At 40.2% G+C, this 11,965-nt stretch carries 10 protein-coding genes, 2 tRNA genes and 2 rRNA genes; 3 read left to right on the forward strand and 11 right to left on the reverse strand.

Annotated features, from left to right (window positions below; translation table 11 throughout):
* Nucleotides 1-72 precede the first annotated feature (72 nt).
* Nucleotides 73-2,694 (forward strand): penicillin-binding protein 1A, encoded by a 2,622-nt coding sequence (locus A3GE_RS0109320; protein WP_018356996.1) that lies wholly within the window; start codon nt 73-75, stop codon nt 2,692-2,694.
* 54 nt (nt 2,695-2,748) lie between these two features.
* Nucleotides 2,749-3,594 carry a 23S rRNA (adenine(2030)-N(6))-methyltransferase RlmJ gene (locus tag A3GE_RS0109325; RefSeq protein WP_018356997.1) on the forward strand — a complete coding sequence of 282 codons (846 nt, stop codon included), beginning with the start codon at nt 2,749-2,751 and terminating at the stop codon, nt 3,592-3,594.
* Between the two features lie 135 nt (nt 3,595-3,729).
* Here the strand turns inward: A3GE_RS0109325 and hslO are convergent, their stop codons facing one another.
* The 6 genes from hslO to A3GE_RS0109355 form a co-directional block, all read right to left on the reverse strand.
* Nucleotides 3,730-4,605: an Hsp33 family molecular chaperone HslO gene (gene hslO / locus A3GE_RS0109330; protein WP_018356998.1), complete on the reverse strand. Its 876-nt coding sequence runs from the start codon at nt 4,603-4,605 to the stop codon at nt 3,730-3,732.
* A 207-nt stretch (nt 4,606-4,812) separates the two neighbouring features.
* On the reverse strand, nt 4,813-5,946 hold the full coding sequence (locus A3GE_RS0109335; RefSeq protein ID WP_018356999.1) for a porin: 1,134 nt from the start codon (nt 5,944-5,946) through the stop codon (nt 4,813-4,815).
* A 156-nt stretch (nt 5,947-6,102) separates the two neighbouring features.
* Nucleotides 6,103-7,062: a lipopolysaccharide heptosyltransferase RfaC gene (rfaC, locus tag A3GE_RS0109340; protein ID WP_018357000.1), complete on the reverse strand. Its 960-nt coding sequence runs from the start codon at nt 7,060-7,062 to the stop codon at nt 6,103-6,105.
* Nucleotides 7,059-8,105, reverse strand: coding sequence for a lipopolysaccharide heptosyltransferase II (waaF, locus tag A3GE_RS0109345; RefSeq protein WP_018357001.1), 1,047 nt, complete (start codon nt 8,103-8,105; stop codon nt 7,059-7,061). The genes rfaC and waaF overlap by 4 nt, the downstream gene beginning before the upstream one ends.
* Before the next feature lie 76 nt (nt 8,106-8,181).
* The gene (rfaD, locus tag A3GE_RS0109350) at nt 8,182-9,108 is read right to left on the reverse strand and encodes an ADP-glyceromanno-heptose 6-epimerase (protein ID WP_018357002.1); all 927 of its coding nucleotides are present in this window, start codon (nt 9,106-9,108) and stop codon (nt 8,182-8,184) included.
* 77 nt (nt 9,109-9,185) lie between these two features.
* Nucleotides 9,186-9,689 carry a protein disulfide oxidoreductase gene (locus A3GE_RS0109355; protein ID WP_018357003.1) on the reverse strand — a complete coding sequence of 168 codons (504 nt, stop codon included), beginning with the start codon at nt 9,687-9,689 and terminating at the stop codon, nt 9,186-9,188.
* Nucleotides 9,690-9,798: 109 nt separating this feature from the next.
* Between A3GE_RS0109355 and deoC the strand changes: the two genes are divergently transcribed.
* Complete coding sequence (gene deoC, locus A3GE_RS0109360; protein ID WP_018357004.1) at nt 9,799-10,470, forward strand: deoxyribose-phosphate aldolase; 672 nt, start codon at nt 9,799-9,801, stop codon at nt 10,468-10,470.
* A gap of 22 nt (nt 10,471-10,492) precedes the next feature.
* Here deoC and mazG read toward each other — a convergent pair whose 3' ends face one another.
* From mazG to rrf (A3GE_RS0109385), 5 genes are all read right to left on the reverse strand, one after another.
* Nucleotides 10,493-11,290: a nucleoside triphosphate pyrophosphohydrolase gene (gene mazG / locus A3GE_RS0109365; RefSeq protein ID WP_018357005.1), complete on the reverse strand. Its 798-nt coding sequence runs from the start codon at nt 11,288-11,290 to the stop codon at nt 10,493-10,495.
* A 66-nt stretch (nt 11,291-11,356) separates the two neighbouring features.
* Nucleotides 11,357-11,432 (reverse strand) — tRNA-Trp (locus A3GE_RS0109370).
* Nucleotides 11,433-11,449: 17 nt separating this feature from the next.
* Nucleotides 11,450-11,526 (reverse strand) — tRNA-Asp (locus A3GE_RS0109375).
* Between the two features lie 11 nt (nt 11,527-11,537).
* A 5S ribosomal RNA gene (rrf, locus tag A3GE_RS0109380) occupies nt 11,538-11,653 on the reverse strand.
* Between the two features lie 47 nt (nt 11,654-11,700).
* Nucleotides 11,701-11,816 (reverse strand): 5S ribosomal RNA (gene rrf / locus A3GE_RS0109385).
* Nucleotides 11,817-11,965 lie beyond the last annotated feature (149 nt).

An 11,965-nucleotide genomic window follows, 5' to 3' on the forward strand; every position in this document is an offset into this window, starting at 1 on the left:
AATCTTTTATACTTAGTAGCTAAATCATAGTGTGATTTTATTTATGATCATCAATCAAGAGAGAATTTTACGATGCGGATCGCAAAATTAATATTTAGCAGTCTCTTAACCTTATGTATTTTAGGGTTAGTGATAGGAGGGGGATTATACCTCCACCTTAAATCTGAATTACCTTCAGTGGAAAGTTTAAAAACCGTTGAATTACAACAACCGATGCAAATTTACACGGCAGATGGAAAGTTAATCGGTGAAGTCGGCGAACAACGCCGTATTCCGGTGAAATTGGAAAATGTACCACAACGTTTGATAGAGGCATTTTTAGCTACGGAAGACAGCCGTTTTTATGATCACCACGGTTTAGATCCGGTGGGAATTACACGGGCATTATTCGTTGCAATAAGTAATGGTGGAGCTTCACAGGGTGCAAGTACCATTACACAGCAATTGGCTCGTAATTTTTTCTTAACACCGGAAAAAACGTTGATACGTAAAGCACGAGAAGCCGTACTTGCCATTGAAATTGAGAACGCATTAAGCAAACCGGAAATTCTTGAACTTTATTTAAACAAAATCTTCTTGGGCTACCGCTCTTATGGTGTTGCAGCTGCTGCTCAAACCTATTTTGGTAAACCCTTAGATGAACTCACTTTATCTGAAATGGCCGTTATTGCAGGCTTACCAAAGGCCCCTTCCACAATGAATCCTTTGTATTCGTTAAAACGGGCTGAAGAACGTCGTAATGTCGTTTTAGCCCGTATGTTAGATGAAAAATACATCACTAAAGAAGAATACGATACTGCTCTCAAAGAACCTATTAATGCGAGCTATCATGGTGCCAAGTTTGATTTTCGGGCAGATTATGTGACCGAAATGGTTCGTCAGGAAATGGTCAAACGTTTCGGTGAAGAAGACGCTTATACTCGGGGCTACAAAGTTTTCACTACTATACTTTCTAAAGATCAAGCAGAAGCACAAAAAGCAGTCCGTAACAATTTGATCAACTATGATATGCGCCATGGCTGGCGTGGCGGCGCACCGCTATGGAAAAAAGGTGAAACCGCATGGGATAACGAACGCATTGTTACTTTCTTAAAAAAACTACCGAATTCTGATCCTTTCGTACCGGCTGCCGTCACGTCCTTAGGTAAAAATGGAGCAGAATTATTACTGGCAAACAATCAAACGATGACCCTTTCATCTAATGCGATGCGTTGGGCAGGAAAAACTCCGGTAAAAGTCGGTGATCAAATTTGGATTCGCCAACGGGATAATGGCGAATGGATTTTAGGGCAAATTCCGGCAGCCAACTCTGCCTTAGTGTCCTTGAATTCCGATAATGGCGCAATTGAGGCGTTAGTCGGTGGCTTTAGTTTTGAGCAAAGTAAATTTAACCGTGCGACACAATCTTTGGTCCAAGTGGGTTCTTCTATCAAACCATTTATTTATGCCTCAGCGTTAGAAAAGGGTTTGACTCTTTCAAGTGTATTACAGGATAGCCCAATCTCCATTTCCAAGCCCGGACAAAAGGTATGGAATCCGAAAAACTCACCGGATCGCTATGATGGTCCAATGCGCCTGCGCGTAGGCTTAGGGCAATCTAAAAACATGATTGCAATCCGTGCCCTACAAACAGCAGGTATTGGCTTTACCGCCGATTTCTTACAACGTTTTGGCTTTAAGCGAGAACAATACTTTGCCAGCGAGGCTTTAGCATTGGGTGCAGCCTCTTTCACACCACTTGAAATGGCGCGTGCTTATGCCGTATTTGATAATGGCGGTTTCTTAATTGATCCTTATATTATTGAAAAAATTCAAGATAACACCGGCAAAGATTTATTTATTGCCAACCCAAAAATTGCTTGTATTACTTGCCATGATATTCCCGTTGTTTACGGTGAGACAAAAGAAAAAATTGACGGCTTCCAAAACATTGCCGATGTGGCAAAACCGGATGACTTAAAAACCGCAAAAGGCAATAGTAATACAGATACGGAAGAGGGTGATGTTCAGCCTGAGAACGTACCTGATTTACCTGAATTACAAGCACAAGATGGCACATTAAATGATGATGCCGTTGATTTAATGGCGAATGCTAAAGACGGCACATCAAAAATTGAATATGCTCCTCGTGTTATTAGTGGTGAACTGGCATTCTTAATCCGTAGTGCGCTAAATACGGCAATTTACGGTGAACAAGGATTAAGTTGGAAAGGAACAAGCTGGAGAATGTCAAAAGAAATCAAACAACGCAAAGATATTGGCGGTAAAACCGGAACAACAAATAGTTCAAAAGTAGCTTGGTATGCCGGTTTTGGTGCTAATTTAGTTACCACCACCTATGTAGGTTTTGATGATAATAAACGTGTATTGGGTCGTGGCGAATCGGGTGGTAAAACAGCAATGCCAATATGGATTGCTTATATGAAAGTCGCCCTTGCCGATATTCCGGAACGAAACCTTGATTTACCACCGAATATCATGGAAAAAACTATTGATAGCAGCTCAGGTTTACTTTCAGAATATGGTGGACGTAAAGAATACTTTATCGTAGGGACAGAACCGAAACGCACCTATGCGGCAGAAATGCAAGAGCGCGGTTATTATGTACCACCTGAATTGCAACAACGCTTAAACGGCGGCACAGGTAAAATACAAGATGCCACCCCGATAGCACAACCGGAAGAATTATTTTAATCATCACTAAAGTGCGGCCAATCTTGACCGCACTTTTTAACTAAAAGGACAACTATGCTGAGTTATCGTCATTCCTTCCATGCGGGTAATCATGCCGATGTGTTGAAACATATTGTGCTCATGCTCATTTTGGAAAATCTAAAACTCAAAGAGAAAGGGTTTTATTATTTGGATACACATTCCGGTGTGGGACGTTATCGTTTATCATCAGACGAATCGGAAAAAACCGGTGAATATAAAGAGGGAATAGAGCGTTTGTGGGAACAATCCGATTTACCGGAAAAAGTGAGCCGCTATGTTGATTTAATCAAAAACCTCAATTATGGTGGGAAAGCGCTTCGTTATTATGCCGGCTCGCCGATGATTGCGGCACAATTATTACGTCCGCAAGATCGTGCCTTACTTACGGAATTACACCCTAGCGATTTTCCATTATTACGCAATAATTTTAAGGAATTTAAAAATATCACCGTAAAGCGTGACGATGGTTTCCAACAGGTCAAAGCGACTCTCCCCCCAAAAGAGCGCCGTGGATTAGTGCTGATTGATCCGCCTTATGAGCTTAAAGAAGATTACGATTTAGTCATCAAAGCAGTAGAGGAAGGCTATAAACGTTTTGCTACCGGTACTTATGCCATTTGGTATCCCGTAGTGCTACGCCAACAAACCAAACGTATTTTTAAAGGATTAGAGGCCAGCGGTATTCGTAAAATTCTAAAAATTGAATTAGCTGTACGCCCTGATAGCGATCAACGAGGAATGACAGCGAGCGGTATGATTGTGATTAATCCACCTTGGACATTAGAAAGTCAAATGAAAGCTATTTTGCCTTATTTAGTGAGAACCCTCATACCGGAAGGAACCGGCAGTTGGACAGTGGAATGGATTACGCCTGAATAAAACAAGGCGGAAATTATTCATAAATCACTAAAGTGATTTGTGCACGCCGTTGGCACAGCCAGCGTTCAAAAAACTTTGTTTTTTGTGACCGCACTTTAAATGCAAAAAATCCCGATTCATTCTCGGGATTTTTCGTTATTCCGCTTGTGCAGCGGCTTTTAATTTACTAATAGCTTCTTTATTAAAGAAATAATGAGTGCCACAACATTCACATTGCATATCAATACTGCCTTTATGCTCTTCTAAGATTTCATCAATCTCCTCATCAGAAATTAATAGTAGCGCTGCACCTGAACGTTCAGCCGAGCAACCGCAGAAAAATTGAATGTTTTGCGGTTCATACACTTCCACAGTTTCTTCGTGATAAAGCCGATAAAGCATTTCTTCTGCCGGTAAACCGAATAACTCTTCATCTTTTGCCGTTGCCGCTAAAGTGGCAAGATGTTCAAAATCCTCCGGAGAACCTTCACCATCAGGCATAATTTGTAATAACATTCCGGCTGCCGACGGTTTACCTTCATACTCCCCTGTACGAATAATTAGCTGGGTTTGCAACTGTTCTGAGCGGACAAAATAATCTTCTAAACATTCAGTAATAGTAGGTTTATCCAACCCGATTACGCCTTGATAACGCTCACCCTCTTTCGGTGCAATGGTGATCACCAATACCCCTTTGCCAATCATCTCATGCAAGGTCATCTCAGGTGAAATTTCCCCTTCCACTCGGGCCAAAGCACGAATTTGTTGCTGATCATTGCCATTTACTAACGAGAGGCGAAGCGGACCATCACCTTGAATTTGTACAGTAATATTACCCTCAAATTTTAATGTCGCGGTAAGTAATGTGGTTGCCACCATCATTTCACCCAATAAATTTTGCACGGGCTGTGGATAATGGTGGGTATTTAAGGTCTCGACAAAACTTTGATTTAAACGAACCCATTCCCCACGAACAGCGCGGTTTTGAAAAAGATAGCGGTAAAGTTTGTCATTGTCTTGTGTGTAATTCATAGTTTGTTCCTTGTTAAAGTGAACTAAAAAGTGCGGTCACCAAAAACAAAGTTTTTTGAACGTTGGCTATGCCAACGGCTCCAAAGGAGCGAATAATTTTTACCGCACTTTTAGCTTGTGCTGTATTATGGGGATATTTTAGACAATTACAATCCCAAAGAAAAAGCGAGCCGTTTCTGACTCGCTTCGAGATATAGATAAATTCTATTACCAGTATGCACGTAAACCAACAACAGCGGCATAATCACGTTGTTTTACATCTTGTTCGTTTGCAAGATTTTTTACACGAGCCACTTTACCTTCAACAAATGGTTTTAATTTTAGGCTATCGTTTTTGTAAACATAGTATTCGGTACCCAGCATCACTTCACTACGTTTTTCTGTTGTTGCTGACACTGTTGTATTTTTTAACTTGTTGTGGCGATAAGCATACATCGCATAAGCATTCCAATCTTCATTTAATTCTTGGAATACCACTGCACGTGCTTCATATTGAGCACGTTTAGCGCCATTACCAAAATTCGTTGAAAGATTTGCGGTATTACGATGTTCTAAATCTAAACCTAATATGGTGTGATCAAAGCGGTATGCATTACCAAATGAATATGCTGTGACTTGACGACCGTTTGCAAATGTTTCACGAGAAAAACCTGCTGCGCTTGTCCAATCTTGTAAATCATCAATATTATGTTTATAAACGGCACCGCCTCCCCAAACGTGATTACGATGTGGTTCGATATCTAGCCCCTGTGTACCACGTGGACTTGTTGCACCATAATAGGCACCGAATTTTAAGTTAGGAAGAATACCACCACGGTTAGTATATTGAACAACCCGACGGGCATTATTATTCAATAAACCATCACTCAAACTATATGTATTTGGTAAATCGGTTTGTTTAATTTCATCAGTGAACGTCGTCATATTACCGTAAACCAATTCACCATAGGTTTTATGACCAAAACCGGCGTAAAGTTGACGGGTATAAATATGACCAAAATTATTGTGGCGGTTACTTGCCAAGTTAGGTTCGGCCTCTGAGCCACGATGGCCCGTATTATCACGGAAACGCCATTCTACACGACCAACCGTATAAAAATCATTACCGAGGTTTTGTTTGATTTTGAAACCAAAACGGGAGCCGTTGTTATCAATATCACCGTGAGAAATATTTTTCGTGGTAGTCTCCCCTTCTGTTTTACGATTAATGTTTTCCCACTTCAAACGAAGGGAACCATTGAAATCAATTTCAGTGCCGGTTTCTTCAATATGAAATTGATAGGCTTGAGCTGAGCTTGCCGCGAATGCTGCAACCATTAAAGCAAGAAGTGTCTTTTTCATAGTGCTTTCCTTTCTTTTGAGTAAAAATAAAATTAAAAATTAAACTTTTTTGGAGTTTATTCACTCCAGATGTAATGTCAATGCAAGATTACACCAATATTATAAAAAATAAACCGATTTTTGATAAAAATCGGTCAAAAAACAAACTTTCCTTTTTCATTGACAACAATTTAATCGTGATTCAAGCATTGAAAAGACTTGCTCGGCAGAAATTTCAGCCATATTTGAAGCAAATAAGTATTGTTGATTTTTACCATAACAACCGATTAATTTGGGGTCAGTCGCACCATAAAGTGTAATATTCGGTTTATCTAATGCGGCGGTTAAATGCGCTAATCCCGTATCGACCGAAACCACTGCTTGAGATGCAGCAATTTGCTGTGCGAGATCCGTTAATGATAAATGGGGTAACACCACCACATTGGCTTTACCTTGCGCTAGACGCTCCGCTCGGGCTTTTTCCTTTTCATTGCCCCAAGGTAAACGGATTTGCACGGAAAGTGCGGTCATTTTTTCGATTAAATTTTTCCATTCCTGCTCAAGCCAATGTTTCTCATCACGGGTAGTAGAATGGAAAAAAATCACATAAGGCTCAATAGAGGCAGTAGTAAAATGTTGTGCAATACCGTAATCACCTTGTGAAGACGGTAATTCATAATTAAGGCTTAGCGAAAACAGCTGCCGAATGCGTTCAACGGCGTGTTGGTGGTAAGAAATAGCATATTTTTTATCATAAAAAAAAGTAGCAATGGGCTCTCGAATACTATGGCAATCATAGCCATGCTTTGTACCATTAACGAGACGGGTAGTAAAAAATGCGCTTTTAAATAATCCTTGTGCGTCAATCACCGCATCATAGCGTTCTTTTTGGAGTAAAGTGCGGTAGATTTTCCATTCATTTCTGTTTTTTACAGAAAAAGGGAATTTTCGCCAACGGCGGAGGGCGATAGGGATCACCCGATTCACCGCAGAATGCCATTTGGGGATTTCCGAAAAATTTTCCTCCACAACCCAATCCACTTGTAAATTAGGGAGGACATTCAGAGCATCTGTTAAAGCAGGTAAGGTATGGATAATATCTCCCATTGAGGAGGTTTTAACTAAACAAATTTTCATGATTTTGCTAATAATTCGTTCAATTTTTCCATCACCATTTTAGGCGTAATATCAATCAAACTTTGGTGATACCCCTCTACACTATCTTTGCTTTTACGCACTTTCATTAAATCCCCTTCAATTAAACGAATAACCGCGGCTTTATCGGAAAGCGGTGGCGTGTAGGTTAGGCTGGTTGGGCCGTAAACAGCAACAAGCGGACGTTGGGTTGCGGCTGCAATGTGCATTAAACCGCTGTCATTGCTCACCACAGCTGCACAATTTGCAATTAAATCAACCGCCTGATTTAAATTGGTTTGTCCGGCAAGATTCAAACAAAAAACTTGTTGCTCCTGTGGCAAGGCGTTACGGATACTTTCGCCCGCCTCCACATCTTTTGGAGAACCAAAAATTTCCACTGCGTAACCTTGCTCAATGAGCATTGTCGCCAATTCAGCATAATGATAATGAGGCCAACGTTTCGCCGGTCCAAATTCCGCCCCCGGACAAAAACCGATAATCGGACGCTCCCCCAAAAGTGCGGTCTGTTTTGAGAATATTTTCAGCGTTTCTTGTTGCTGACTCAGCTCAACGCTGAGATAAGGTTTTAGCAGCGGGATTGCTTGCGCGTTCGGTACGGCATTTTTTTCAAAGGCTAATGCTACATAACGTTGTACCATCATCGGGTAATCCCGTTTGTTGTTGCGCAAATCGTTCAACAAGAAATAACGACTTTCCCCCTTCCAACCACGCCGTACGGAAATTTTTGCAAAAAGCGGGATCAAGGCCGATTTCAATGAATTCGGCAATACAATCGCCATCTCATATTGCCCTCGCAATTTTTTGCCCAAACGATAACGTTCACCAAGAGCAAAAGTTCCGTGTCCTAAAGGCATTTCAATAGCATTGCGTACTTCCGGCATACGGGCGAGTAAAGCTTTACACCAATTAGGTGCCATCACATCAATGTTGCAATGAGGATATTGTATTCTGAGTTGTTGATATAAACTATGCGACATCATCATGTCGCCAACCCAAGACGGGCCGATAACGAGGATATTCATACTTTTCCTATACTAAAGTGCGGTTAAAAAACACGTTGCATTTTAACCGCACTTTATATCACTTAATCACAAAAGACTATTTATTCAACCATGCCATATATGCTGCAGTCCCTTCAGCAACAGATTTAAATTCGCCTTTGTAACCGGCTGCACGTAACGCGGTTAAATCTGCTTGTGTAAAGGTTTGATAGCGGGATTTGAGATGTTCAGGGAAAGGAATTGTTTCTATTTGCCCTTTGCCATGGAATTTAATTACGGCTTCCGCAACGGCTTGGAAGGATTCCGCATTACCCGTGCCAAGATTGTAAATGCCGGAAATACGATTTTGCCACGCCCAAATATTGACTTTTGCCACATCTTCCACATAAACGAAATCACGTAAGAAAGTTTCCGAACCGGCAAATAATTTTGGATTTTCCCCTTTCAACATTTGATTATTTAAGTGGAACGCCACACTTGCCATTGAACCTTTGTGTTGCTCTCTCGGACCGTAAACATTGAAATATTTGAAACCGCAAACCGGCGATTCTGCCGTCGGTAACACTTTTCTCACATATTCATCAAATAAGAATTTTGAGTAACCATAGGCATTGAGCGGGCTTTCAAATTCACGTTTTTCAATAAAATTATCGGTACGCCCACCGTAAGTGGCGGCACTTGAAGCATAGAAAAATGGGATTTGACGATCTAAGCAGTAATGCAACAATTCTTTGGAATATTCATAATTGTTTTGCATTAAATACTTGCCATCCCATTCCGTGGTAGCGGAACACGCCCCCTCATGGAATACGGCATCAATATCGCCAAAATCATCACCGGCAATAATGGAAGCGATAAAATCTTCTTTGTCGCAATAATCGGCAATATCCAAATCGACTAAATTAATAAATTTAGTCCCATCTTTTAAGTTATCGACGACTAAAATATCTTTACGCCCTATTTCATTTAATGCTTTGACAATGTTGCTGCCAATCATACCGGCACCACCGGTTACAATAATCATAATCTTGCCCCTTCTTGTTATATAAAATTGCTGTCATTGTAATTGATTTTCAGGATAAGGTAAAAGCTACTCTTCCCTTAACTTAAAAACTCGGTGAAAAACAACCGCACTTTCAACCCCCAATAACTTGTCCAACCCGTCGTGGCAAGATCCATTTTTCCTTTATTCAAAATAATGATCGTTGGCGTGACATTGATCTGCCATTTTTGCGCGATCTCCCCTTGAGGATCATTAACCGTCGTGAACGTGTAATGATGTTCGGCTAAATAATCTTCGACTTCCTTTTCATTTCCTGAACGTAAGGCAATAGAAACCACCGGATAACCTTCTTTTGCTAAATCATTAATCGCCGGTGAGGTATATCGACAATAGCTGCACCACGTTCCCCAAAAATAAACTAATACGGGTTTATCTTGGGCTATTTGTGGTAGGAAAAAACCGTTACCTTGCAAATCATATAATGCCGTTGCATTGATTTCCGGTGGAATTTCAGGCTTACGGATAAAATCCAAAATACCACTCACGATAATTAACGTAAGCACGAGAGAAATGCTATTTTTGAGTAATTTTTTTAAATTCATAAAATACCTAACGAGAAAAATGTGGCTAACTTATCATAAAAGTGCGGTCAAATTTCATAATATTTTGCTATCATAGCCAAGCAAATTTTTATTATAAAGGAGAACAAAAATGGACAGCAAAACCCTTGCAAAATATATTGATCATACCGCACTCACCGCGGAGAAAAATGAACAGGATATTTTAACGCTCTGTGATGAAGCCATAAAATATGGCTTTTATTCTGTTTGTATCAATTCAGGCTATATCCCCTTAGCAAAAGAAAAATTGGCGGGGTCGGATGTAAAGATTTGCACTGTGGTCGGTTTTCCTCTTGGGGCTAATTTAACATCTGTGAAAGCCTTTGAAACGCAAGAAGCCATTAAAGCCGGCGCCAATGAAATTGATATGGTGATCAATGTAGGATGGATTAAATCTAACAAATGGCAAGCAGTAAAAGATGATATTCAAGCCGTGTTAAACGCCTGCAATGGTGTACCGTTAAAAGTTATTTTAGAAACCTGTTTATTGACTAAAGATGAAATTATAAAAGCCTGTGAGATCTGTAAAGAAATCGGTGTGGCATTCGTCAAAACATCTACGGGATTTAGCAAAGGTGGGGCGCTCGTTGAAGATGTTGCATTAATGAAAAAAATCGTTGGTAATATTGGTGTAAAAGCTTCAGGTGGAGTACGTGATACCGAAACCGCATTAGCAATGATTAAAGCAGGTGCAACTCGAATCGGTGCAAGTGCAAGCATTTCAATTATTGGTCACACTAATAATACACAAAGTGATTATTAAACAATGCAAAAAATAGCGAGAACTAGCTCGCTATTTTTTCTTCTCTTTTCACTTCATCCCACAAGATATCCATTTCAATTAAAGAAAGTGCGGTCAGTTCTTTCCCAATTTCTTTTGCTTTTTGCTCAACCTTACGGAAACGTTGTTCAAACTTAGTATTCGCTTTGCGTAAACTTTCTTCAGCATTACATTTTAGATGTCGGGATAAATTAACCGTAGCGAAAAACAAGTCCCCGAGTTCTTCTTCAATTCTTTCAATATTTTGTGTGTTCTTATTAAATTCATCTTTCACTTCTTGTAATTCTTCTTCTACTTTCGCAAAAACCGGTTCAATTTCACGCCAATCAAAACCGATTTTAGCACAGTGTTTTTGTAACTTTTGTGCCCTCATTAATGCAGGAAAAGCAGAGGGAACATTATCTAGAATGGATTGATTCTGCACTTTAGATTTTTCTAAGGCTTTAATACTATTCCAGCGGACAAGGGCTTCTTCTTCATTTTCTGCTTTCGCATCTGCAAATACATGTGGGTGGCGGCGAATAATTTTTTCAGCCACATCGTTTAATACATCATCAAAATTAAAATAGTTATCTTCCGAGGCTAATTGACTAAAAAAAACAACTTGGAGAAGCAAATCACCTAATTCTTCACGCAAATTAGTGACATCTTTTTTCTGAATGGCATCAATCACTTCATAAGTTTCTTCAATAAGGCAAGGAATCATTGATTCATAATTTTGTTTTAGATCCCAAGGACAGCCTTTATCAGGATGGCGAAGTTGAGCAATTAATGCGATAAAGTCTTGAATTGAATGTGGCATAAATAAACCTCTAAATTAAAATGGGATTAGTATAAAGTCTATTTATGAAAAAATGAAATTATTTGATGGCAGGGGCGGAGAGGCTCGAACTCCCAACACCCGGTTTTGGAGACCGGTGCTCTACCAATTGAACTACGCCCCTATTTGGTATGAAAAGATTGGCGGAATGGACGGGACTCGAACCCGCGACCCCCTGCGTGACAGGCAGGTATTCTAACCAGCTGAACTACCACTCCGCTAATGTGGTAATTGGCAGTGTCCTACTCTCACATGGGGAAACCCCACACTACCATCGGCATTACAACATTTCACTTCTGAGTTCGGGATGGATTCAGGTGGGTCTATTGCATTATGACTGCCAAAAAATTCTATTTCTTAAACTTACTCTTAGAATAAACTTAAGAAATAAAACCTGGCGGTGCCCTACTCTCACATGGGGAAACCCCACACTACCATCGGCATTACAGCGTTTCACTTCTGAGTTCGGGATGGATTCAGGTGGGTCCACTGCACTCTCGCCGCCAAGATAATTCTTCAATAACGTCTAATTTGTCTTTTCTTTTAGTTCTTTGTTCTCTCGGTCACAAGCTGATTACTTTATTTATTTGTTTGATTTCACTCTGTTTAGTCTTTATTCGCTTCATTCTGACTTTGGCTTCGCTTTCGCTCCCACCC

Source organism: Rodentibacter pneumotropicus DSM 21403 (assembly GCF_000379905.1).
Taxonomy (GTDB): domain Bacteria; phylum Pseudomonadota; class Gammaproteobacteria; order Enterobacterales; family Pasteurellaceae; genus Rodentibacter; species Rodentibacter pneumotropicus.